This is a genomic window from Streptomyces sp. McG3, from assembly GCF_018619185.1.
Taxonomy (GTDB): domain Bacteria; phylum Actinomycetota; class Actinomycetes; order Streptomycetales; family Streptomycetaceae; genus Streptomyces.
The window spans coordinates 1-25044 of the sequence record NZ_JAAXYC010000012.1 but is presented as its reverse complement, the minus strand read 5'-3'; the positions used below and the strand labels follow the sequence as shown (position 1 = coordinate 25044).

Below are 25044 nucleotides of genomic sequence, written 5' to 3'. Positions count from 1 at the left end.
ACCCGGTTCTCCCCCTTGAAGCCCGCCAACCGGATCTGTCGGACCGGCACTTCACGTACATGGCGTACCTCGGTGCCGTGCGGAGCCCCCTGCCGCCCTTCCGGCACGGGATCGCACGGGATCGCACGGGTGAGGGCCCGCGCCGTCGTGCTGGCGCGGGCCCTCACCCGTTCTGGAACAGCTGCGGCCAGGTGCTCCCGGCCGCCGGGGTCAGCGGACGAAGTAGCCGCGCTCCGCGTCGAAGTAGGCCTTCTGGCCCTTGACGTAGGTGATCCCGTACGGGCCGCCGAGGTTGCGGTACTCACCGCTGGCCCAGCCACCCTCGATCTCCGCGTGGCCGCCGCCGGCAGGGCCGTCCCAGCCGTTCGTCCCCTGCGCGGAAGCCGGGCCGGCGGCAACGAACCCGGCCGCGGCGACAGCCGCCAGGGTGATCGCGATACGACGCATCATGACCGTTCTCCTTCATGTCATCGGTACGTGCAGTGGGGCCACTCTGATCACTGAAACGGCCAAAGGCATATGCGGCACGCGGATACTCCGACAAGGAGAACCTGTTCGGGCTCAGCCCCGCCCCACCGGCCGCAGGTGCGCTTCTTCGGGCAGCGCCGGCCCAGCACCTGGACCCACTGCCACTCGGCGGTCGGATCGGGCCGCTGTGGACACCACACGACAGCCTTGTTGCGTTGCGTGTATCGGGAGTTGACGGAGGGTCAATACTGTGGCACGTGCATGACATTGCCTGGTCCGCGCTTGCTCGTCCGGAACACGCGGCGGCATCGTCGGATGCGGCGCACGGGACCCCGGGCGCCACATCCCCCGACGCGTGAACCTCCGACGCGTCACTGTTCCAGGAGACCTCTTCATGACAGCAACGCGCATTACCAAGCGACGGATCGCAGGAGCGATGGCCGCGGCCACCACACTGGCACTCGCCGTCGGCGCGGGTGCGGCCTTACCGGCGCAGGCGGCTCCCGCGCCCGAGGGCAGAATCCTGCACGCCGGTGCGGCCGGGGCGATTCCCGGCAGCTACATCGTCACCCTGAAGGAGACGGCCGGCTTCCATGTGTCCGCGGCGCAGGGCAAGAAGCTGATAGCCGGCTACGGCGGCCGGATCGAGCGCACCTACACGTCGGCGTTGAACGGTTACGCCGCCCAGCTCAGCAGCACCGGAGCCAAGCGGCTCGCCGCCGACCCGGCGGTCGCCTCGGTCGAGCAGAACCAGAAGGTCCACTCGACCGCCACCCAGACCAACGCGCCCTGGGGCCTCGACCGGATCGACCAGCCGAACCTGCCGCTGAACGGCACGTTCACCTACCCGGACTCCGCCGGTGTCAACACCACCGTCTACGTCCTGGACACCGGCGTGCGCATCACGCACCAGGACATCGTCGGCCGGGCGTCGAACGGCTACGACTTCGTCGACAACGACAACGTCGCCCAGGACGGCAACGGTCACGGCACCCACGTCGCCACGACCGCCGCCGGAACCGTCTACGGCGTGGCCAAGAAGGCCAAGATCGTCGCCGTGCGGGTCCTCAACAACAGCGGTTCCGGCACCACCGCCGGGGTCATCGCGGGCGTCGACTGGATCACCGCCAACCATGTCGCCTCCTCCGTCGCCAACGTCTCGCTCGGCGGCGGCCCCAGCACCACCCTGGACAACGCGGTGCGCCGGTCGATCGCGTCCGGAGTGACGTACTCGATCGCGGCCGGCAATGCGAACGCGCCCGCCTCCGGCTTCTCACCCGCCCGGGTGGAGACCGCACTGACCGTCGGTGCCACGACCAGGACCGACGCCCGGGCCACCTACTCCAACCACGGCCCCCTCGTGGACCTCTTCGCACCGGGGTCCGACATCACGGCCGGCTGGGCGACCTCGGACACCGCCACCTACACCGGCAACGGGACGTCCTTCGCCGCCCCGCACGTCGCCGGCGCAGCCGCTGTCTACCTGACGAACCACCCGGGCTCCTCTCCGGCCGCCGTGGGCACGGCCCTCGTGAACGGCGCGACCTCCAACGTCCTCACCGGCGTCGGAACGGGCTCCCCGAACAAGCTGCTGAGGCTCGTCCCGTAACCGCGGGAGCGACCTGACGCCGCGCTCGACGGCCGGGCACGGACACGGAGAACTCTCTGTGTCCGTGCCCGGCCCGAGCCGTTCGGCGCCCGCGAGGCGCCCGTACCCGTAGCCGCGGCGCACTCAGCGCCGCGGTGTTCAGTGCCGAGGCCCCGCCGATCATCGGTCCGCCCCGACCAAGCACCCGGGCGGTGGCGGCCGGGCGGTTCGCCGGGGCGCACGCGCCGCCGGGCTCCGGCGTCACAGCTGGTGGCGGACCCCGGCCTCCTGCTGTGCGGCGGTGAGCTGTTCGCGCAGGCCGCCCTCGATGGAGGTGCGGGCGGCGCCGCGACGGAAGAGAGGGAGCACGGTGCGCTGCTTGCCGTCCTCGACCAGGAGGGCCAGTCCGCTGTACAGCGCGTAGGCGCCGATCCCGATGCCCGTCCACCCTGCCGCGACCTGCAGTGTGCTGCCGAGGCCCGCCTCGTAGAGCCCGGTCAGGCCGAAGCGCACCGCCGTGAGGCAGAGCAGCACAGCGAAGAGCGGTTTGGACTGCGCCGACGCACCGGCGAGCGCGAGGACGAAGGGAACGAGCGCCAGGAGGAACACCGCCTGGGCCACGAGCGGCTCTCCGGGCGGAGAGTTGAGGGAGGTCACGCTCGTCCCGGCCCAGGCGGCGCTGAGGAGAAGCAGCGCCGTTCCCGCTCCGGCGTCCCGGGCGACGAAGGCGAACAGCCCGGCGACGAACTGCAGGGGCACGACGAAGATGAGGAGCAGGAGCAGCAGCACACCGCTCTGGGCGAGTGGAACCCATCCCAGCTGGAGGGTCGAGAGGACCGCGCTTCCCATGCCGAGCGCGAAGAACCCCAGCGGAAGGGGGCTGGCGATCGGGCGAAGGACGATCCGGGTGACCGCATCCGTCGTCAGCGGATCGGCGGGCTGAGGTGTAGCAGTGGCATCAGGCACGCCTGCAGCGTACGTGCAGTGGTCTCCACAAGGTTTCGGGTGCCCAGGTGCCCAGGTGCCCAGGTGCCCAGGTGCCCGGGTGCCCAGCAAGAGCTTCCTGACACGAGCGCAGCGTCCGGGCACGTGAGACCTACGCGGCCGGTCTCGGTCCTCGTGGCAGGACGCGGTCTGCTGACTCGGATCCGGAGGGGCCGGCGAGCGGTCAGCCGCCGTGGAGGCCCCACTCGTCGAGGCCGCCGCAGGCCTCTCGTCTTGCGTGGGCGGGCGGCCGGCGGCGGGCGGCTTCCGAGAGCGTTTCGGCGATCGTCCGCCGAACTTCGGTGAACGTCGGCGAGCTCATGCAGCCGGCGCATCAACGCTGTTCGGATCGTCGGCGCTGAAAGCGACAACCAGCGGATGCGGCGCGGCGCTCCCGGTCGTGGATACGTTCCCGGCGAGCCCTCGTCGTCCAGGTCGAGCCGATGGAGGTGCCCGCCACCGTGACCGGAGGTCTCTGTGGCGGGTGTTTTCCCGATGGGCTCGGTGCGCCGGGAGAGTGAATTCCCCTGCCCGCCTTATTGCGAGAGCCTTGCAACAAGGCGGGCGTGCCCCTTTCGGCCCAGTGGCCGGGGACTGTGTCGCCGTCGATTTTCCTGGGGTGTTCGCTTGGCTGAATTGCCGCTCCCACCGGCCTGTTCATCCTTCGCGGACCGCTCGGCCGCCCTGCGGAACCGGTCGGGGTGTGCACGGGACGTGGTTTCGGCGTGCTTGTCTACGGCTGCGCAGTTTTTGGGTGCAGGCGGGCCCGCGTTTCGAGCCGCCCCGTCGATCGACCCTTGCCTGCCAGACCGCTCGGTGCGCGATCTCCCGCTGCGGCGCCGAACGTCGCCCCCCATCAGCCCACCCCTCGCTTCCGCATGCCCCGACGCATGCCGGGCAGCGGGTCAGCAGACAGAAGGAATGCCGTGAAGGTTCCCCAGACCAGGCCTCGTTCGCGACGCGTCCTGGACCAGTCCCTGCTCGTGCTCGGTGCCACCACTCTGGCCGCGGGACTCGGAGCGATGACCCTCGCCCCGGGTCTGAGCGCGGCCTCCAGCCACCGTGAGGCGCCACTCATCGCCGGGGACCCGCGGGCGGACAACACCGACGTGTACGCGTTCACCAGCCCCGACAAGGCCGACACCGTCACGATGGTGGCCAACTGGATCCCGATGGAGGAGCCCAACGGCGGCCCGAGCTTCTACGCGTTCGGCGACGACCTGCGCTACAACATCAAGATCGACAACAGCGGTGACGGCGTCGCCGATGTCACCTACAGCTGGCGCTTCCGCAGCAGCTACCGCGATGACGCGAACCAGTTCCTCTACAACACCGGCCAGGTCACCTCGCTGAACGATCCGGACCTCAACTTCCGCCAGGTCTACGACCTGGTCGTCACGACCGGAGGCAAGAGCCGGACTCTCCTGTCGGGCGTGCCGGCGGCCCCGTCCCGCACGGGCCAGGCGTCGATGCCCGACTACGCGGCCCTGCGGAAGCAGGCGACCTTCGGTCTGCCGGGCGGCGGCAAGACGTACACGGGCCAGGCCGAGGACCCGTTCTTCGCCGACCTGCGCGTCTTCGACCTCCTCTACGGCGGCGACCTGAGCGAGCGGGGGCAGGACACCCTGGCCAGCTACAACGTCAACACCATCGCCATCCAGGTCCCCAAGAAGCAGCTCGCCCTCAAGGGCAACGCCTCCCGCAACCCGGTCGTCGGCGTGTGGTCGACCACCGATCGCGCGGGCGTCACCGTCGCCGACTCCCGCGACCAGAAGGGCAAGGGCGGCGCGAAGCAGTGGAAGCAGGTCTCCCGCCTCGGGAACCCGCTGGTCAACGAGGTCGTCGTCCCGCTGAAGTTCAAGGACGCCTTCAACACCCTCAACCCGAGCCAGGACCGCACCGTCCAGCCCGTCGTCGACAAGGTGTACGACCCGATCCTGCCCAAGCTGATCCAGCAGGTCTACGGCATCCCCGCCCCCGCGACGCCCCGTAACGACCTCGCCGAGATCTATCTGACGGGCATCTGCAAGGTCTGCGGTCCGATCAAGGCCGATCTGAACGCACACCGCCTCAACAAGGACGCGACGCTCAGGAAGATCGTCCCGGCGGAGGAACTGCGCCTCAACATGGCGGTACCGCCCACCGCCAGGCCCCAGCGCCTCGGAGTTCTGGCGGGCGACCTGGCCGGCTTCCCGAACGGGCGACGCCTCGCCGACGACATCGTCGACATCTCGCTCCAGGCCGTCGAGGGAGCCGCCCAGACCGGTGTTCTCGTCCCCGAACTCGCGGACGGCGACAAGGTCGACACGAACGAGGTCCCGTTCGGTACCTCGTTCCCGTACGTCGCGCTGCCGCACACCAAGAACGTGAACCGCGGCCCCGGCGCGGCCGGCCGTAGCGCCGAGCAGGCCTCGACGGAGAACACCGCGGCGAGCCCGGTGACCAAGACCACCCAGGCCGCCGCGCTCGCCGGAGTCGGCGCGCTCCTTCTCGGCGTCGGCGGCTTCCGCCTCCGGCGTCGCGGCAAGAACAGCTGAACCGGCAGGCAAAGGACATCTGACGCGGTGCCCGGGCCGGGCCGAAGAGAGCCGCCCCGGCCCGGGCACCGCGGCTCCAGCAGCATCGAACATTCGGGAGGGAATTCCGTGCACCCGGACCACACCGCACCCCCGCACCTGCCGCCACGCCCCTCACGCGGCAGCAGGCGGCTGCGGAACATCGTGGTCACCCTGACCCTGGGCGCGGCGATGTTCGCTGCCGGAGCGGTCATGCTGGCGCCCGATCAGACCACCGTTTCCCGCCCGTCGCGTGAGGGCCAATCAGCGGGTTCACCATCACGTGGGTCGATCGAGGCGCTCCAGGCCCGGGTGACCCGTCTGCCCAAGGATCCGGGGGGCTGGGCCGCCCTGGGAATGGCCTACGTCCAGCAGGCCCGCACCACCGCCGACCCCGCCACCTACGACCGGGCCGAGAAGGCGCTGCGCACCTCGTTCACCGTGCAGGCCGGGGGCAACACGGACGCCGAGATCGGCATGGGCGCCCTGGCCGCGGCACGCCACGACTTCCCCACCGCGTTGCGCTGGGCACGCAAGGCCACGACCAGCGGCCCCTACAGCTCCTCCGCCTTCGGCGTCCTGGCCGACGCGTACACCCAGCTGGGCCGCTACGAGGAAGCCGACAAGGCCGTCCAGAAGATGACGGACCTGCGCCCCGACGCCGCATCCCTCGCCCGCGCCTCCTACGCCTTCGAGCTGAAGGGGGAAACCGACCGGGCCCGCGCCCTCATGCGCCGGTCGCTGGCGGCAGCGGCCACCCTGGCCGACACCTCGTTCGCCCACAACGTCCTGGCAACCCTGGACCTCCAGGATGCCGACCCACGAGCCGCCCTGGCCCGGACGCAGACCGGGCTCGGGGCCGCCCCGGGGGATTCGGCTCTTCTGGAGACCCGGGCCCGCGCCCACATGGCCCTGGGCAACACCACCAAGGCCGTCGCCGACTTTCGGGCGGCCATCGCGATCGCGCCCCTGCCGCACTACCTGCTGGGCCTGGGCGAACTCGAACAGTCCCTGGGCCACCGGGAACAGGCCGAAGCGCAGTACACCCTCCTGCGCGCCCAGGACCGCATCCGGGCAGCCGCGGGCGACCCGGCCGACACGGACGCCATCCTCTTCGAAGCCGATCACGGCGATCCGCGACGCGCCGTCACCATGGCCGGACAGACCCTGCGCACCCGCCCCTTCGTCGCCGTTCACGACGCGTACGCCTGGGCCCTGCACCGGGCCGGCCGGGACGCCGAAGCCCTCGTCCAGGCCGACAAGGCCCTGGCCGAGGGGACGCGCAGCGCGCTCTTCCGCTACCACCGCGCCGCCATCCACCACGCGCTGGGCGACACCGAAGCAGCCCGCCGCGATCTGACCCAAGCGCTGCGCGAGCCGGGCTTCCACCCCCTGCACGCCGACGCCGCCCGCGACCTGCTCCAGCGAATCGACACCACACCATGAACCACACCCTGCGCCGAGCCCTCACCACCCTGGCCGCCACCGCCCTCGCCGCCGTGGCGAGTGTGGCGTCAGCGCCCACCGCTACGGCCCATCCTCTGGGCAACTTCAGTGTCAACTACCACACGGGCCTCGTCCTTCGCCCCGACCGGATCGACGCCCAGGTCGTGGTCGACCGCGCGGAGATCGCGGCGCTCCAGGAACGCCCCGCCATCGATTCCGACCACGACGGCACCGTCAGCGACAGCGAGTCGAGCGTCTACGCCGACAAGGTCTGTTCCGGCCTGAGCGAACAGCTCCATCTGACCGTGGGCGGTGAGCGAGCGGACTGGATGCGGTCCTCGGCGACCCTGGTGTACGAGAACGGGGAAGCGGGACTGAAGACCAGCCGGCTCACCTGCGGCCTGACCGCCCGAGCCGATCTCAGCGAGCCCGCCGACGTCCGAGCCGAAACGCACTACGACACCACGCGCATCGGCTGGCACGAGATGACCGCCACCGGCCAGGAGGTCAGGCTCACCCGGACCGACGTACCAGCGGCCTCCACCACCCGCGAGCTGCGCCAGTACCCCCAGGACCCCCTCGCCTCCCCGCTCGACCAGCGCACAGCATCGCTGCGCGGCGAACCCGGACATGGCGGGGGCACCGTGCCGGCCGTGGTGGCGGACCTCCCCGGCGCGGGTGTGATCAGCGGGGTGCTCGCCAAGGTCACCGGGGCCTTCGACTCGCTCGTCGGCGCCCGAGAGATCACCCTGCCCGTGGGGCTGCTGGCGTTGTTCCTGGCGCTCGTCCTCGGGGCGTCCCACGCGGCAATGCCCGGCCACGGCAAGACCATCATGGCCGCCTACCTCGCGGGCCGCCGCGGCACCAGGCGGGACGCCGTCACCGTAGGGGCCACCGTCACCCTGACGCACACCGCCGGCGTCCTCGTCCTCGGACTCGCCCTGCCCGTCTCCACCCACCTGGCCGGAGAGACCGTCCTGATGTGGCTCGGAGCCGCCAGCGGGCTCCTCGTCACCGGCATCGGCCTCTGGCTCCTCACGGGAGCCGTCCGGGGCAGGCCGCAACACAACCACCATCACCACGGCCCGGGCCACAGCCACGTCGACCACCACCACGGCCACCATCATGATCACGACCACGGGGCCGACAGCCCTCACCACCACGGGCCCGTCACCACGGCCTCCACTCGCGACAGCGCGCCGGCCGGGGAACTCCAGGCGACCCCCGCGGTCGCGACACTCGCCCCGCCGGACCACGAACACCACCCGGCGGACACGTCAACGGCCCCCCGAAACGCTCGGCGTACAAGCCGCTCCGGCCTCGTCGGCATGGGGATCGCCGGCGGCCTCGTCCCCAGCCCCTCCGCCCTCGTCGTGCTCCTCGGCGCCGTCGCCCTGGGGCGTACGGCCTTCGGCGTGCTCCTCGTCATCGGCTACGGACTCGGCATGGCCGCCACCCTCACTCTCGCCGGACTCCTCCTCGTACGCCTGCGCGAACGCATCGAGAACCATGACCGGGCCCGGACCCTCCGACACAGCCCCCTGCTCCGGAAGCTGGCGCGGACCGGGCCCGTCGTCACCTCGCTCCTCGTCGTCGCCGTCGGCCTCGGCCTGACCCTGCGGGCAGCGACAGGGAACGGCTAGGGCCTCGAACCCCCCTGCGGGGAGACGCCACAGACCGAGACCCGATTTGTGCACTTGCATAACCTTTGCAATAAGGTCGACAGAGGGGTTCCTCCCCCTCCGGGCCCGCCCGCCGACGTTGGAGCCGTGCACGATGCCGCTCGCCCCACACGAAGCACCTGACTCACCACCTGTCACCGTCGAAGTGGTGCTGCTGCGGCACGACCCCATCGAGGGCTTCGTCCACCGCCGGCTGATCAAGGCTCCGGGCAGGGAAGCGAGTCCGGACCGTGCCGCGAAGGGGCTCGCGCCCACGGGCGAACACGACTCCCCGAACCGGACAAGGTCGCCCGCTCCCCCAGGGCGGACCCTCCTTCCCCACCGGACCTGGAGATCGGCCACGTCGTAGGCGCACGCCGTTCGCCATCTCGCGTTTCCCGAAGACACCGATCGCGCCGTCGCCGCACATATCTCCGCCCGGCCCGACCTCGCGCACGCCGTGCGCTCTCCGCTCCTCGCGAGCGCGGGAGAGGTGCGGCACGCCTGGCTTCCGCCACGCCGCGACTCCATCCGGCCGGGCCGCGCCCTGGCCGGGGCGCGCCCCCGTTCGGCTCAGCCGTCGTTGCGGGCGCAACACACGCATGGTGACCTGAAGGCAGCCCAGCGTCACATTATGCGACTTCTACCGTGTGCTCCTCGTCGATCAGGGCGAGTTCCCGCGGGCCTATGTGGCGCTTGGAAGCTTCAGCTCCCAGCCGCCCCGCCTGGACTCTCCGGAGGGCAAGCGGCTCTCACCGGAAACGGACCCCCATGCACTCTCCCCGCATGCTCCGACGACGCCCCGCTTCCCGCCGGGCCGAGCGCACCCTCGCCGCCACCGGCGCGCTGGCCCTGCTGACCGCCGCGGCGGTCACCGGCCTCGCTCCCGCCTCCAGCTCGGCCTCCAGCCACCGTGAGGCGCCGCTGACCGCCGGAGACCCGAGGGCCGACAACACCGACGTCTATGCCTTCACCAGCCCGGACAAGCCCGACACCGTCACCCTGGTGGCGAACTGGCTCCCGTTCCAGGAGCCCAACGGCGGACCGAACTTCTACCCGTTCGCCGAGGACGCCCGCTACAACATCAAGATCGACGCCGACGGCAACGGCAAGCCGGACACGACGTACACGTGGGAGTTCACCGACCACGTCCGCGACTCCGCCGACCAGTTCCTCTACAACACCGGCGTCGTGAAGTCGGTGAACGACGAGACCCTCAACTTCCGGCAGACCTACAGCCTGAAGGTCACCGACAGCAGCGGGAACACCAAGACGCTCCTGAAGGACTCCCCGGTCGCACCCTCGAACGTCGGCAAGGCGTCGATGCCCGACTACGCCTCCCTCCGCAAGGAGGCCGTGGTTCCGCTGCCGGGCGGTGGGACGACCTTCGCCGGCCAGGCGTCCGACCCGTTCTTCCTGGACCTGCGGATCTTCGACCTCCTGTACGGGGGCGACCTCTCGGAGACCGGCCACAACACGCTGGCCGGCTACAACATCAACACCCTCGCCGTCCAGGTGCCCAAGTCGACGCTGGCGCTCAAGGGCGACGCCAAGCGCAACCCCGTCATCGGCGTGTGGTCCACCACCGACCGCCGAGGGGCGAACGTCACGGGCACGGCCGGCAAGGGCAGCGAGGACGCGAAGGCGAAGGACGCTCAGGGGGCACCCGCCAAGGACGGAAACGCCGACGACTGGCGGCAGGTCTCCCGCCTCGGCCACCCGCTCATCAACGAGGTCGTCGTGCCGCTGAAGTTCAAGGACGCCTTCAACGCGCTCAGCCCGGAGAAGGACGCCACGGTCACCCCGGTCGTCGACAAGGTCAAGGACCCCATCGTCCCCAAGCTCATCCAGAACATCTACAAGGTCCCCGCCCCCGCCACGCCGCGCAACGACCTCGTCGAGATCTTCCTCACCGGGATCTGCAAGGAGTGCGGCCCCATCAAGGCGGACCTCAACTCGCAGCGCCTCAACCAGGACGTCGACAAGTCCGCGGTCGTTCCCGCGGAAATGCTGCGCCTGAACATGTCCGTCCCGCCCGCCGCCAAGCCCAACCGCCTCGGCGTCCTGGGCGAGGACCTGGCCGGCTTCCCCAACGGCCGCCGGCTCAACGACGATGTCGTCGACATCGAGCTCCAGGCTCTCGAAGGCGCCGCGCAGACCGGGAAGATCGTGCCCGCCCTGGCAGCCGGCGACGCCGTCGACACGCCCTACCGGGAGCCGGGCGACACCTTCCCGTACGTGGCGCTGCCCAACACCGCGGCCGTCAACCAGGCCGACTCGCTCCACCCCGACGGCGGCGTCGGCGCCGGCCTCGGCGGCCTCGCCTCGGGCGACGGCTTCCCCGTCGCGCCCGCCGCCGCCCTGGGCGGCGGGGCCCTCCTGGCCGTGGCCGGAGTTCTGGCACTGCGCCGACGACGCGGCGCCGGCCAGGCATGACCAGCCCGTTCCTCCCCGGTCGTCCGACCCGCCGATGGCGGGTCGGACGACCGGACCACGGCATGGCTGTCGGTCGTCGACCACGGCGAATACCCGGTCGGCGACAAGCCGCAGGGTTCGCCGCCGTCGCCGTCGGGGCAGCTCTGGCCTGCCTCGGTGTCTCAGCTCTGGGAACGGGCCCCGGGGAGGCGCCGGCGCGCATGGACCGAGGCAGCCTGCCGGTTCACCCGGGGTCCGGCCGAGCGGCGTCTTCCGACAGCCGGACGCCCGCAGCGCCGACCCGTATCCGCATCCCCGCCATCTCGCTCGACCAGCCCCTGATCGGCCTGCGCGTCCAGCAGGACGGCCGTCTCGGCGTTCCCGACGAACCGGGAAACATAGGGTGGTGGAGCGACGGCCCCCGCCCCGGTGGCCCCGGCGCGACGGTCGTCGTCGGCCACGTCGACTCCGCCACCGGCCCAGGAGCCTTTCACGGACTCTCCACGCTCGACCCGGGCGACGAAGTCACCATGGTCCAGGACGACCGGTCCACCATCACCTTCACCGTCCGGGCGCTGCGCCAGTACGGGAAGGACGCCTTCCCCGACAGCCAGGTCTATGCGACCAGCGGACCGCCCGCCCTGCACCTGATCACCTGCTCGGGCACCTACGACCGCAGCCGCCGCGAGTACCGGGACAACCTCGTCGTCTACGCCACCCTCGACAACGCGGGTGTGCCGAAGGGATGAACGCGAGCCCCGAGACCGGGGCCTCCCCACGATCACTGGTATCGGTCGCTCTCGCCCTTCCACGACGCGCTCTCGCGCTCTGCGACCGGTCGCCCCGGACCGCTTCGACGAGGACCGTGTCCGCCGCCGAAAGCTCTCCTTCCTCTTCGGCGGGGTGACCCACCGGCTCGGGGACCTCCCTCCTCCTCGGCGCACCTGGGCGGAAGCGCGCTGAATCGTCGTGCCCTCATGCCGCGCGCTCCATCCGTGTCCCCAGGGGCTCGGCTCGCCGAGGCGCCGGTGTCGAGCCGATCGGCCGGGGCGAGGCCGGCTCCCCCCATCGCTCCCGCTCTCCGGTTGATCCCCTTTCGCCGCCTCGACCGTCTGCTCGCGAGGAGGCCCGTCGCGGGGTGCCCAGGAGAGTGACACCCCGCGACGGCTGTCCCCCACGGGCCTTCCACCGTGGGGAACGGGTGAGGCATCCATCCCCGATGGAAGCCTCGGCGTGTGCGGTGCTTCCTCCGAACAGCCGCTCACATGGGGCATTCGCCACCGCCCGCACGCCGGATTGGTCGACCCGCACATGGCACCCGGACGGCCGTAAGGGCTGGCCCGGGCTCAGACTTCCTCTCAAAATTCCTCGCCCTCGGACCAATCCGATGTCGCGGCAGCCCCGAATAGCAGACATGACGATCAAGGCGGCACCGGCACGGCGCGAGCACCAGTCTCGGCGCACTGCACGTTTCACCGCGTTGACCATCGTCTCTCTGTCCCGACGCCTGACCTGACGCCCGACGCCTGACCTGACGTCAGCACTCGCCACGCCCGAGCGACGCCACACCCACACCCCTGACCGACACTCAGCGCAACCGACCGATCACACAGGAGATTTTCCGTGAACGCCTTCCGTTTCCGCCGCGCCGCCATCGCCGTCACCGCCGCCGCCGTCCTGCCCCTCACGCTCACCGCCTGCGGCGGGGACGACAGTTCCTCCGACACGGCCGCCGACAAGGCGAGCAGCTCCGCCCCCGCCGACGAGAAGTCGAGCCCGGCCGCCGACGACACCACCCCCATGGACGGCCCGTTCGGCCCGGCCTGCGCCTCCGTCCCCAAGGACGGCGCGGGCTCCTTCGACGGCATGGCCCAGGACCCGGTCGCCACCGCCGCCTCCAACAACGAGGCCCTGTCCACCCTGGTCACCGCGGTCAAGAAGGCCGGTCTCGTCGACACGCTCAACAACGCCCAGAACATCACCGTGTTCGCGCCGACCAACGACGCGTTCGCCAAGATCCCCAAGGCCGACCTCGACAAGGTCCTGGCCGACAAGGAAATGCTCACCAGCATCCTCACGTACCACGTCGTCGGCGAGAAGCTTTCCCCCAAGCAGCTGGAAAGCGGAACCTACGACACCCTCCAGAAGTCCACCCTCGCCACCAAGGGCTCCGGCGAGAACTACACCGTCAACGACACGTCCAAGGTCGTCTGCGGCAACGTCCCCACCGCCAACGCCACCGTCTACATCGTCGACACCGTTCTGATGCCCAAGGCCTGACCACTCCCGCGCCCTGCGTTGAGCCCCGAGTCGCCTCCACCGACTCGGGGCTCTTCCCGCACCGACAAGGGCTGACAGCCGGCGGACCCTCCTGACAACAGAAGCCACGGGTCACTGCTGACCTGGAACCACGACGCTCCCCCGCGCCGATGCGCGGGGGAGCGTCGTGGTTCCAGGTCCAGCCGCGTTCAGGGCCGCACGGTGCACAGGGCCAGGAGGCAGAGGTTGAATCCCTGGGTGTTACTGGGGCCCGTGTGGCCACCGGGTCCGGATTCGCCGACGGTGCACCGGGCCAGCAGACAGAGATTCCCACCCTGTATTCCCCGGTAGAAGGCGAGCGGGCCGGAAGAGGTTCCGCCCTCGCGCGCGGTAGGCGCCTGGCGGGGTGCTGCCTCGGAGGAGGCCGAGGCAGCCGGAGCGGATGCCAGCAGCACAGTGCCGACCAGGGCTCCGACGAGCTGCCACCGCAGAGCGGGAACAGGGATCTTCATCATGTTCTCCCTTTCGAATTCCGGGACGTGGGAAACGCGGTGCCCGAACAAGCGTCCGGACATGACCTCTTCGGTGCGGAGCCCTCCACGGATGGGTGTCTGGCGTAAAGCCGCCTGACGATTGGCTTATACGCGCCAGCGAACTGCAAAAGATCGGCCCGCTGACGTGTCGTGCGCCACATGAGCAATCCGAGGCTGGTGTGACTCCGAACGACTGGTGTGAAGGCCCCGTTGGGGCGACGTCAGCGCAACGGAGGCTGTCAACGTGCACCGGCCCACAGAAGCGGATGCTTCGCGATCGCGATGCGTACGCGCTCGACCAGAGCCGGCAGTCGCCGTGATCGGCCCCGACCCGTCCCGCTCCGCCCTGCCGCACATGCGCGCCCCGGCCCATGCCGTCGCAGGTCTCCCCCACCGAGGTGAATTCGCGTGACCGACGTACCGCACACCGGAACCCCGACGAACACCCTGCGCCTGACCGCCGCTCAGCAGGGGGTCTGGTTCGCGCAGCGGCTCGACCCGGCGGATCCGGCCTACAACATCGCGGAGTACGCCGATATCCGGGGCCCTGTGGAACCGGACCTGCTGCGCCGCGCTGTCGGCCACACCGCGGCCGAGATGGAGGCTCTGCGCACCACCTTCGGTGAGCGGGACGGGGTTCCCTTCCAGCACGTGCGGGAGAGCACGTCCATATCCATGCCTTGGGTGGACCTCTCCGCCGAGGTGGACCCGCATGCGGAGGCTCTGCGGAGGATGCGGGTGTGTCTGGCCGAGCCCGCGGACGTATCGGCGGGGCCGCTGGTCCGTGTCACCCTCTACCGGCTCTCTCCGTCGCGCCACCTCTTCCACCAGCAGGTGCACCACCTGGCGCTCGACGGCTACGCGGCGGTGCTGGCTCTCTCCCGTATCGCCGAGGTCTACACCGCTCTCGTTCTCGCCCCGGATGTCCTTCCCGAGCTGCGTCCCGCGGGGTCTCTCGCCACGCTCATCGAGGAGGAGGACGCCTATCTCGCCTCCGAACAGGGCTCCCGGGACGAGGAGTTCTGGGCAGGACACCTCGTCGGCGCCCTCCCTCCCGAGACCCCCGCACCGTCAGGCACGAGGGGGAAGTACGGGACGGCTTCGGTGCGGCGGGTGTACAGCCGGGCGGAGACGGAACGGCTGAAGGCGGCCGCCAAGCGGGCCGGAACCGGCTGGCCGACGTTCGTCATGGGGGCGCTGGCGCTGTGCCTGCACCGGGAGAAGGGGCTCGGCGAGGTCGTGCTCGGCCTGCCGGTCACCGGTCGGCGTACTCCCGCGGCACGGTCGACGCCCGCCATGCTCAGCTCGATCCTGCCGATGCGACTCGCCGTCTCCCCCGCCGACCGGGTGACCGATCTGGCGCGCCGGGCCTCCGCCGAAGCCCGTTCCGTACTCCGTCACCAGCGCCGGCCGGCCGAAGCACTCCGCCACCAACTGGGGTTGACCGGGACGACGACGGCCCTGACCGGGCCCTCCGTCAACATCCTCGCCTTCGACGACGCCCTGCGATTCGGCCCTCATCCGGCGACCCTGCACAACCTGTCGATCGGCCCGGTGGAGGATCTGGCCGTGGCCGTGCACGCCTCCTTCGGCGACGGTGGTATGCACGTCGATCTGCTGGGCAACGCCGCGCGCTACGGTCAGCAGGACCTCGTAGGGCCGCATGAGCGCCTGTGCCGGGTTCTCGACGCGTTCGTGGAGGACCCGGAGAGGACCGTCGGAGCGGTGAGCCCCGTCGCCGAGGACGAACAGCGGCGCGTGCTCGGCCTCGGCGCCGCTCAGCCGTCGAGGAGTGACGCCCCGGAACCGCCGCCCTTGACCGAGCAGTTCGCCCGGCAGGCGCGGACCACCCCTCAGCACACCGCCGTTGTCTGCGACGGCACGACCCTCACCTTCGAAGAACTCAGCCACCAGGTGGACGGCCTGACGGCGCTGCTCGCCTCGCGGGGCGCCCGGCCCGGCACCCGCGTCGCGGTGGGACTGCCACGCTCCACGGATCTGGTGGTGGCGATGCTCGCCGTGATGCGGACAGGGGCCGCCTATCTGCCGCTCGACCCCTCCTACCCGGCGGAGCGGCTCGCCTTCATGATCGACGACTCCCGGCCCGTCGCCCTGGTGGCGACCGCGTCCTCGGCGGGCACGATCGATCCTCGGGGTTCGGTCCCGCGCGTCGACCCCTCGACGGCACCCGTCGGCTCCCCGGCCGGCGCCGTCGGGGAACTGCCCGGACCCGGACCCCAGGACGCCGCGTACGTCATCTACACCTCCGGGTCCACCGGCCGCCCCAAGGGCGTCGTCGTCGAGCACCGTTCTCTGAGCAACCTCCTGGAGCACCACCGCCGGGAGGCCCACACCCTGGCCGAGGAAGCTCTGGGGCGACGGCTGCGGGTGGCGCTGTCCGCCGCGACCTCCTTCGACGCGGCCTGGGACCCGGTGCTCTGGATGGTCGCCGGACACGAGCTGCACATCATCGCGGACGACGTCCGCCGCGACCCGCAGGCACTGGTCCGGTACCTCGTCGACCATCGCGTCGACGCGATCGAGACGACCCCCACCTACCTGCGGCAGATGCTGGCGACGGGGCTGCTCACCTCGGAGAGCCACCGGCCGCGTGTCATCGCCCTGGGCGGGGAAGCTGTCGACGACGGGCTCTGGGAGGAGCTGGCCGCCGATCCCGACCTGCTGGTGTTCAACTTCTACGGACCCACCGAGACCACCGTCAACGCCGTGACCGCCCGGGTCACCGGTGCGTCGCCCGTGATCGGGCGGCCCGTCACCGGGGCCGGGGCCTATGTGCTCGACCCGTCCCTGCACCCGCTGCCCAGAGGATCGGTGGGCGAGCTGTATCTGTCGGGCGAGGGCGTGGCCCGTGGATACGCGGGCCGTCCGGGGCTCACGGCGGAACGCTTCATGCCGGACCCCTTCGGCCTTCCGGGGGCCCGGATGTACCGCACCGGTGACCTTGCCCGGTGGGGCGAGGACGGTTCACTGGAGTTCGCCGGACGCAGCGACCGGCAGATCAAGGTGCGCGGTGTGCGGGTCGAGACCGGGGAGATCGAGGCCGCGCTGCGTTCTCTCCCCGGTGTCGAGGACGCCGCTGTCGCCCTGACCACCGCGCAGGACGGTCCCGAGCGGCTGGCCGCGTTCCTGGTGGCCGGAGCGGGTGCGCCCGCTCACGCGGAGACGCGCGACGCGGTCGCGGCCCTGCTGCCCGGCCCGTCGGTGCCGACGGCCTGGGCGACGGTGGAGCGTCTGCCGCTCACCCCCAACGGGAAGCTCGATGTGGCGGCTCTGCCGCCGGCTCTGCCGGTCGCGTCCGACGGCGGTGCTCCGCGCACCGCCCTGGAGGCCCGGATGTGCGCGGTCTTCGCCGCGTGCCTGGGGGTGCCCCGGGTCGGCAGGGACGACGACTTCTTCGCGCTGGGCGGCCACTCGTTGCTGGCGATGCGGCTGATCGGCCGGATCCGCGGCGAGTTCGGCGCCGAGGTGCCGATCAGCACCCTGTTCTCCACGCCCACACCGGCCGGCCTGGTCGCGACGCTGGATGAAGTCGCCCCGGCCCGGCGGTCGGTGACGGCCCTCGCCCCCCGCCCGCAACGGCTCCCCCTCTCGTTCGGGCAGCAGCGGCTGTGGCTGCTGGAGACGCTGGGCGACGCGGGTGCCTCGTACCATCTGCCGGTCGCGCTGCGCCTGCGCGGCGCGCTGGACCGCGACGCTCTGGAGCTGGCCCTCCACGATGTCGTGGAGCGGCACGAGGCGCTGCGCACGATCGTGGCGGAGACCCCGGAGGGCCCGTGCCAGCAGATCCTGCCGCCCGCGCGGCTCCCGCGTCCGCTACTGCGGGTCATGGCGGCCGGTGAGCCGCTGGAGCCGGACGGCGCCCGCTTCGACCTGCAGCACGAGATCCCCTTGCGCGCCCGGTTGTTCCCCCTGGGCGCCGAGGAGAACGTGCTGATCGTGACGTTGCACCACATCGCCACCGACGGATGGTCGATGGGGCCGCTCGTACGGGATCTGTCCACCGCCTACGGCGCGCGCCGCTCGGGGCGGGCACCCGGGTGGGACGAGCTGCCGGTGCAGTACGCCGATTTCGCGCTGTGGCAGCGTGACCTGCTCGGCGATCCCGACGCACCGGACAGTCTCGCGCGCCGCCAGCTCTCCTTCTGGGCGGACTCCCTGGCCGGGCTGCCGGAGGAGTCGTCGTTCCCCACGGACCGGCCGCGCCCGGCCCGTTCCTCCGGGCGGGGCGGGAGCGTCCCCGTGCGGATCGGGGCGCAGGACCACCGGACGCTGGTCAGGCTGGCCGGGGACCGCGGCGCGAGCTCCTTCATGGTGCTGCACGCGGCGCTGGCCGCTCTGATGTCGCGCCTGGGCGCGGGCGAGGACATCGCCGTCGGCACCCCGGTGGCAGGCCGTACCGACGATGCGCTCACCGAACTGGTCGGCTTCTTCGTCAACACGCTGGTCCTGCGGGCGGACACCTCGGGCTCCCCGGCGTTCCGTACGCTCGTGGAGCGGGTGGCCCGTACCGACGTGGCGGCCTACGCCCACCAGGAGCTGCCCTTCGAGCGGGTGGTCGAGGAGCTGGCGCCGACGCGCTCGATCTCCCGCCATCCGCTGTTCCAGGTGATGCTGAGCCTCAACAACACGCCCCTGCCCCGCCCGCATCTCGACGGTCTCACCGTCGGCCACGAGAAGTCCGTGGGGCGGTCGGGCTCCAAGTTCGACCTCAGCTGGGACCTGTCCGAGCACCACGACGACCAAGGCCGGCCGGACGGGATCACCGGTGAGCTGGAGTACGACGAGGACCTCTTCGACCGTACGACGGCGGATCGGTTCGCCGAGCACTTCACCCGCCTCCTGAGCGCCTTGCTCTCCGAGCCGGACCGTCCGATGACGGACGTCGGCTTCCTCACCCCGTCGCAGCGCGCGGCGGCACTGGACGAGCTGCCGCGCAGCGCGCGGACGCCGCTCGGCGCGAGGCCGGCCGCCTACGACGGGACGGTGCTGGACGTCCTGGCGACCCGCGCGGCCGTCCAGCCGGACCGCACCGCGGTCGTGGCCGGCGACGAGCGCCTCACCTTCGGTGAACTCCGCCTGCTCTCCGACCGCCTGGCCTGCTCGCTCCGGGACCGGGGGGTCGGGGCCGGTGACCGGGTGGCGGTGGCGCTGCCCCGCACCTCCCTCGCCGTCGTGGCGGTGCTGGGCATCCTGCGAGCCGGAGCGGTGTACGTCCCGCTCGACCCGGCGCAGCCCGCGGCCCGCACCTCGCTGATCCTCGACTCCGCCGCCCCGCGCCTGGTACTGGCCACCTCCGCCACCCGGGCGGCTCTCCCGGACACGACCGACGTCCTCCTGCTCGACGGGGCCGCCGAGCAGGAGAACACGGCTGCCGCGACCATGCCGGTGCCGCCCCGCGGCCATGACGCCGCGTATGTGCTGTACACCTCCGGATCCACCGGGCTGCCCAAGGGCGTCGTGGTCGAGCACCGGTCCCTGGCCGCGCTGCTCGCCCATCACCGCGACCGGCTGATGAGCCCCGCCGAGGCGGACAACAACGGGCTGCCGCTGCGGGTGGCGCACACGGCCGCGATGACGTTCGACGCCTCCCTCGACCCGCTGCTCTGGATGATCGCGGGCCACGAACTGCACCTCGTGGACGATATGACGCGCCGGGACCCCGAAGCGCTCACCGCCCTGCTCCACGACCGGGCGATCGATGTCGTGGAAACCACCCCCTCGTTCGTGGAACAGCTGCGCTCCTGCGGCCTGTTCGCTCCCGGCCGGTCGCGGCCACGCGTGCTGGCACTGGGCGGGGAGGCCGTACCCGCACCGCTGTGGCGGGAGCTGGCCGCCCTGTCCGACGTGGCGGTGTGGAACCTGTACGGACCCACGGAGACCACCGTGGACAGCGTGATGGGCCGTGTCCTGCCCGGCGTGCGGCCCCACCTCGGGCATCCGGTGTCCGGCGCCCGGGCCCGGGTCCTGGACCGGCGGCTGGAGCCGGTCGCCCCCGGGGTGACGGGAGAGCTGTATCTGTCGGGCCCGGGCGTCGCCCGCGGCTACGACAACCGCTCCGGCGCGACGGCGGAGCGCTTCCTGCCGGATCCTTACGGAGCGCCGGGCTCACGGATGTACCGCACCGGTGACCTCGCGCGCCGGGTCGAAGGACGTCTTGAGTACCTGAGCCGTGCCGACGGGCAGATCAAGATCCGCGGTTTCCGGGTCGAGACCGGCGAGGTCGCGTCCGCCCTCGATGCCCACGGTGACATCGCGCAGTCGGCGGTCGCGGTCCGCTCCGACTCCGGCTCCGGCTCCGGCTCCGGCTCCGACTCCGGCTCCGGGGAAGCGCAGCTGGTCGCCTGGGTCGTGCCCGCCGGTCATCGGGACCTGTCCTCAAGGGAGTTGCGGGCCTTCGTCGCGCAGCGGCTGCCCGCCCACATGGTGCCTTCGCTGATCGTGCCGGTCGCCGCCCTCCCGCTGACCCCGCACGGGAAGGTGGACTTCGCGGCGCTTCCGCTGACCACCGTCGCGGAAAGTACGGACGGGAAGAAGCGGGCCCCGCGGTCCGCCCCGGAGGAGATCCTGTGCGCCCTGTTCGCGGAGAGCCTGGAGCACGAACAGGTCGCCCCTGACGACGACTTCTTCGAGCTGGGCGGACACTCGCTCCTGGCCACCCGGCTGATCGGCCGGATCCGCTCGGCGTTCGGCGTCGAACTCCCGGTACGGGCCCTGTTCGAGTCCACGACCCCCGCATCGCTCGCCGAGCGGCTGGAGGGAGCGGGCGCGGCGCGGCCCGCGTTGCGGCGGGCGCCCCGCACGGAACGGCCACCGTTGTCCACGGCCCAGGAGCGCCTGTGGTTCCTGCACCAACTGGACCCCGAAGCTGCGGCATACCACATGGCGTTCGCGGTCCGCCTGGACGGCAGCCTGGACCGGCACGCCCTGCGGCGTGCGCTGGGTGATGTGCTGACCCGGCACGAGGTCCTGCGCACGGTGGTCGAGCCCGGCGACGGCAGCCCCCGTCAGCATGTGCTCGCGCCCGGTGACGCGCTGCCGGGACTTCCCGTCGTGGCGGTCGAGCCGGCGCGCCTGGGCGAGTCACTGCGCGAGGCGGCGGCCGAGCCCTTCGACCTCACGCACGACGTCCCCCTGCGGCCGGTCCTGTTCCGGAGCGGCGAGGACCGGCACACCCTGCTGGTCACCGTCCATCACATCGCGGCGGACGGATGGTCCATGGGGCCGCTGGCCCAGGACCTGGCCGGCGCCTACGCGGCGCGGTCCGCCGGGCGAGCACCGAGCTGGGCGCCCCTGCCGGTCCAGTACGCGGACTACACGCTCTGGCAGCGCGACCTGCTCGGCAGCTTCGAGGATCCCGTCTCCGCGGCGTCGGCCCAGCTCGCCTTCTGGAAGGACCGCCTGGCCGGCGCCCCGGAGGAGACCGCCCTGCCCACCGACCGTCCCCGCCCCGCCTCGCCGAGCGGTCGCGGGAGCACGGTCCCGGTACGCGTACCGGAGGAGACCATGGCGGATGTGGCTCGGCTGGCCAGGTCGACGGCGAGCAGCACGTTCATGGTGCTGCACGCCGCCCTGGCGGCGCTGCTGCACCGGATGGGCGCCGGCGGCGACGTCACCATCGGCACCCCGGTGGCCGGGCGGACCGACGAGGCACTCGACCCCCTGGTCGGCTTCTTCGTGAACACCCTCGCCCTGCGGACGGACCTGAGCGGCGACCCGGACTTCACCGAGCTGCTCTCCCGGGTACGGGAGAGCGACCTCGCCGCCTACGCCCACCAGGAGCTGCCCTTCGAGCGGCTGGTGGAGGCCGTGCGGCCGACGCGCTCGCTCTCCCGCCACCCCCTGTTCCAGGTGATGCTGACCCTCAACAACCACCGGCCGCCCCGGCTGGACCTGCCCGGTCTGGAGGCCCGGCTGGAGGGAGTCGACACCGGAGGCGCGAAGTTCGATCTCTCCTTCTCCTTCACCGAGCGGACGTCGGCCGGAAGTGGCGGGGCCCACCTCGACGGAACGCTGGAGTTCAGCCAGGACCTGTTCGACACGGAGACCGCTGTACGGATCGCCGACCGGTTCACCCTCCTCCTCGCGCACGCGGTGGGCGGCCCCGCCACGGTCGTGGGCGACCTGCCGCTGACCAGCACCGAGGAACAGCGACGGCTGCTGGAGTTGGGCGGTGGCGCCGGTGCGCTCCGTCACGACGCCGCGCCTCCCACCACGGTGCTGGACCGGTTCGCGGCAACGGTGGCCGCGGCGCGCAGCGGTGACATCGCGGTCACCGCCCCGGACGGCAGCCTCTCCTTCACGGAGCTGGACGCCCGTTCCGACCGGATCGCCGCACTGGTCGCCCGGGCGGGTGCGGGCGCCGGCGACCGGGTGGCCGTGCTGCTGCCGCGCAGCACCGACTCGATCGCCGCCCTCCTCGCCGTGCTCAAGCTGGGGGCCGTCCACGTGCCGGTGGACGACTCCCTCCCGCAGGGCCGGATCGACGCGGTGCTGGCCGACGCCCGCCCGCACACCGTGCTCACGGCGGACGCCACCCACGCCCGGGCAACGGCCCGCTGGCACCGTCTGAACCTGGACTCCGCGGACTCCGCCACCGCGCCCGCACCCCTGTGGGAGCGGGCCCGGCCGGGACTCACCGAGCCCGCCTATCTCCTGCACACCTCGGGCTCGACCGGCCGCCCCAAGGGGGTCCTGGTCGGCCACGGCTCCCTCGCCCGGCTGCTGGAACACCACCGGCGCCATCTCTTCGGGCCCTCGGTACGGGCGGCCGGAAGACCCCGGCTCGACGTCGCGCTGACGGCCGCCCTGTCCTTCGACGCCGCGTGGGACCCGGTGCTCTGGATGCTCGATGGGCACCGGCTCCATGTCCTGGACGATCTGACGCGCCGGGACCCGGAGGCCCTGGTCGAGGCGGTCCGCGTCCTGGGCCTGGACGTGCTGGAGTCCACGCCCACGCATGTCCGGCAGTTGCTGAACGCCGGGCTGTTCGCCGGGGCGGGCCGGGCCCCGTCCGTGATCGTCCTGGGCGGCGAGGACGTCCCGGCCGTCCTCTGGGACGATCTGCGGGCCCGGCCGGGCCTGACGGCCTGGAACTTCTACGGGCCCACCGAGGCGACGGTGGACACCCTCACCGCCGAGCTCCGGGCGACCGGGCGGCCGGTGCTCGGCGCCCCGGTCGAGGGGACGGCCGTACGGCTCCTGGACGACCGGCTGTCGCCGGTCCCGGTCGGGGTGACCGGCGACCTCTACCTGGCCGGGGACAGCCTGGCCCTCGGCTACCACGGACAGCCCGCGGGCACCGCGGACCGTTTCGTGCCCGACCCCTACGGCCCCGCGGGAACGCGGATGTACCGCACCGGAGACCGGGCCGTACGGACGCCCGACGACGCTCTGGAGTTCGCCGGGCGCGCCGACGACCAGGTCAAGGTCCGCGGGTTCCGGGTGGAGCCGGAGGGGATCGCCGCCGTACTGGCGGAGCACACCGACGTCTCCCAGGCGGCGGTGGTGGCGCACGGTGAGGGTCCCGGAGGCTCCCGCCTGGCCGCGTACGTGGTGTTCGCCGCGCAGCCCGCCGCCCCGGCCGGGAGCGCTGCCGTGGACCGCGCCGCACCCGCCGCCCCCGCGCGGTCCGCATCCGAACGGCTCGACGGGGTGAGGGAGCACGCGGCGGCCCGGTTGCCCGGGTACATGGTCCCCTCCGGCTGGGCAGCCGTGGACAGCATCCCCCTGACGCCGAACGGAAAGCTGGACCGGAAGGCCCTGCCCGGCCTCACACCGCGAGGCGAGTCCTCGGGCACGGGGCGCAGCCCCCGTAACCCCCGGGAGGACGTCCTGTGCACGCTGTTCGCCGAGGTGCTGGAGCGCGAGCAGGTCCTCATCGACGACGACTTCTTCGCCCTCGGCGGTCACTCCATGCTGGCGGCCGGGCTGATCCGCCGCATCCGTGACGCCCTGGGAGTGGACGTCAGCATCCGCAGCCTGTTCGAGGCGCCCACGGTCGCCGCACTCGCGGAACGGATCGGCGCCGGCGTCCAGGACAATCCGCTCGCGACGCTGCTGCCCCTGCGGACCAGAGGCAGCCTGCCGCCGCTGTTCTGTGTCCATCCGGCCGGCGGCCTGGCCTGGTCGTACGCGGGGCTGCTCCCCCACCTCGGCAACGACCGGCCGGTCTACGGGCTCCAGACCCCGAACCTGGACGGGACCGAGCCCTTCCCGGACAGCATCGAGGCGATGGCCGCCGTGTACGTGGCGGAGCTGCGGGCCGTCCAGCCGCACGGCCCGTACCACCTGTTCGGCTGGTCCTTCGGCGGCAACGTCGTCCAGGAGGTCGCCGTCCAGCTTCAGGAGGCGGGCGAGGAGGTGGCCCTGCTGACGATCCTGGACGCCTTCCCGCTCGCCCCGCTGGACGACCTGGACAGCGCGAGCCGGGACACCGTCTTCCGCGCCCTGCTCTCCAACATGGGAGTCGGCCAGGAGGCTTTGGACGGGGACGGTCCGGTGGAAGCCGCCGCCGTACGGGACCAGTTCCTCGCCGGCGGCAGTCCGCTCGGGTCGCTGGAGCCCGCCACGATCGACGCGATGGTGGACAACTTCGCCGGTCAGGCACGCCTGATGCGGAAGTACACCCCCCGTGTGTTCCACGGACCCGTGCTGTTCTTCACCGCCACCGAGGGACGCCCCCGGGACACCTTCGGCCTGTCCCTGTGGGGCCCGTACATCGACGGACCCATCGAGAACCACGACGTGGCGTGCGCGCACGCCCAGATGATGCAGCCCGCCGCGCGGGAGCAGATCGGCACCACCGTCTCGGCCGTGCTCGACGCCGGCCACCGCACCGAACAAGGAGACCTGTCATGACGAATCCCTTCGACGACCCGCAGACCCGGCACCGTGTCCTGGTCAACGACGAGGGACAGCACGCCCTGTGGCCGTCGTTCGCGGCGGTGCCCGCCGGCTGGGGCGAGGTGTTCGGCCCGGCGGAGCACGCGGCCTGCCTGGAGTACGTAGAGGTCAACTGGACCGACATCACCCCCAGGAGCGCCCGCGTGCGGGTGGCATGACCCTGCCTCTCCTGCCTCCTCCTCTCCCCGACCGCACCGGACCCACGCGCCCGC

At 71.9% G+C, this 25044-nt stretch carries 12 protein-coding genes; 9 read left to right on the top strand and 3 right to left on the bottom strand.

Annotation, left to right across the window (positions count from 1 at the left end; genetic code table 11):
• Positions 1 to 210 precede the first annotated feature (210 nt).
• On the bottom strand, positions 211 to 450 hold the full coding sequence (locus HET64_RS03815) for a hypothetical protein (RefSeq protein WP_215102256.1): 240 nt from the start codon (positions 448 to 450) through the stop codon (positions 211 to 213).
• 412 nt (positions 451 to 862) lie between these two features.
• On the opposite strand from HET64_RS03815, the gene HET64_RS03810 reads away from it, so the two are divergent.
• Positions 863 to 2077 carry a S8 family peptidase gene (locus HET64_RS03810; protein WP_215102254.1) on the top strand — a complete coding sequence of 405 codons (1215 nt, stop codon included), beginning with the start codon at positions 863 to 865 and terminating at the stop codon, positions 2075 to 2077.
• Between the two features lie 240 nt (positions 2078 to 2317).
• Here the strand turns inward: HET64_RS03810 and HET64_RS03805 are convergent, their stop codons facing one another.
• Positions 2318 to 3022, bottom strand: coding sequence for a GPR1/FUN34/YaaH family transporter (locus tag HET64_RS03805; protein WP_215102252.1), 705 nt, complete (start codon positions 3020 to 3022; stop codon positions 2318 to 2320).
• 908 nt (positions 3023 to 3930) lie between these two features.
• Here HET64_RS03805 and HET64_RS03800 point away from each other — a divergent pair.
• The 6 genes from HET64_RS03800 (at position 3931) to HET64_RS03775 (ending at position 13397) form a co-directional block, all read left to right on the top strand.
• On the top strand, positions 3931 to 5577 hold the full coding sequence (locus HET64_RS03800; protein ID WP_374105533.1) for a DUF4331 domain-containing protein: 1647 nt from the start codon (positions 3931 to 3933) through the stop codon (positions 5575 to 5577).
• Between the two features lie 108 nt (positions 5578 to 5685).
• On the top strand, positions 5686 to 7041 hold the full coding sequence (locus tag HET64_RS03795) for a tetratricopeptide repeat protein (RefSeq protein ID WP_215102248.1): 1356 nt from the start codon (positions 5686 to 5688) through the stop codon (positions 7039 to 7041).
• The gene (locus HET64_RS03790) at positions 7038 to 8684 is read left to right on the top strand and encodes a nickel/cobalt transporter (RefSeq protein WP_215102246.1); all 1647 of its coding nucleotides are present in this window, start codon (positions 7038 to 7040) and stop codon (positions 8682 to 8684) included. Before HET64_RS03795 ends, HET64_RS03790 begins: the two co-directional genes overlap by 4 nt.
• A gap of 804 nt (positions 8685 to 9488) precedes the next feature.
• Positions 9489 to 11138 (top strand): DUF4331 domain-containing protein, encoded by a 1650-nt coding sequence (locus tag HET64_RS03785; protein WP_251144733.1) that lies wholly within the window; start codon positions 9489 to 9491, stop codon positions 11136 to 11138.
• A gap of 200 nt (positions 11139 to 11338) precedes the next feature.
• Positions 11339 to 11866, top strand: coding sequence for a class F sortase (locus HET64_RS03780; protein WP_215102242.1), 528 nt, complete (start codon positions 11339 to 11341; stop codon positions 11864 to 11866).
• Between the two features lie 874 nt (positions 11867 to 12740).
• Complete coding sequence (locus HET64_RS03775; RefSeq protein ID WP_215102240.1) at positions 12741 to 13397, top strand: fasciclin domain-containing protein; 657 nt, start codon at positions 12741 to 12743, stop codon at positions 13395 to 13397.
• A gap of 188 nt (positions 13398 to 13585) precedes the next feature.
• On the opposite strand, the gene HET64_RS03770 is transcribed toward HET64_RS03775, so the two are convergent.
• Positions 13586 to 13888: a hypothetical protein gene (locus HET64_RS03770; RefSeq protein WP_215102238.1), complete on the bottom strand. Its 303-nt coding sequence runs from the start codon at positions 13886 to 13888 to the stop codon at positions 13586 to 13588.
• 429 nt (positions 13889 to 14317) lie between these two features.
• On the opposite strand from HET64_RS03770, the gene HET64_RS03765 reads away from it, so the two are divergent.
• Positions 14318 to 24787 (top strand): non-ribosomal peptide synthetase, encoded by a 10470-nt coding sequence (locus tag HET64_RS03765; protein WP_215102236.1) that lies wholly within the window; start codon positions 14318 to 14320, stop codon positions 24785 to 24787.
• Positions 24784 to 24990, top strand: a complete 207-nt coding sequence (locus HET64_RS03760) for an MbtH family protein (RefSeq protein WP_215102235.1) — start codon at positions 24784 to 24786, stop codon at positions 24988 to 24990. Before HET64_RS03765 ends, HET64_RS03760 begins: the two co-directional genes overlap by 4 nt.
• Positions 24991 to 25044 lie beyond the last annotated feature (54 nt).

Excerpts from the sequence above, each read along its gene's own strand:
- HET64_RS03770 (WP_215102238.1), bottom strand. The coding sequence starts at position 13,888 with ATGAAGATCCCTGTTCCCGCTCTGCGGTGGCAGCTCGTCGGAGCCCTG.
- HET64_RS03780 (WP_215102242.1), top strand. The coding sequence starts at position 11,339 with ATGGACCGAGGCAGCCTGCCGGTTCACCCGGGGTCCGGCCGAGCGGCG.
- HET64_RS03785 (WP_251144733.1), top strand. The coding sequence starts at position 9,489 with ATGCTCCGACGACGCCCCGCTTCCCGCCGGGCCGAGCGCACCCTCGCC.
- HET64_RS03815 (WP_215102256.1), bottom strand. The coding sequence starts at position 450 with ATGATGCGTCGTATCGCGATCACCCTGGCGGCTGTCGCCGCGGCCGGG.
- HET64_RS03790 (WP_215102246.1), top strand. The coding sequence starts at position 7,038 with ATGAACCACACCCTGCGCCGAGCCCTCACCACCCTGGCCGCCACCGCC.
- HET64_RS03810 (WP_215102254.1), top strand. The coding sequence starts at position 863 with ATGACAGCAACGCGCATTACCAAGCGACGGATCGCAGGAGCGATGGCC.
- HET64_RS03760 (WP_215102235.1), top strand. The coding sequence starts at position 24,784 with ATGACGAATCCCTTCGACGACCCGCAGACCCGGCACCGTGTCCTGGTC.
- HET64_RS03800 (WP_374105533.1), top strand. The coding sequence starts at position 3,931 with ATGCCGGGCAGCGGGTCAGCAGACAGAAGGAATGCCGTGAAGGTTCCC.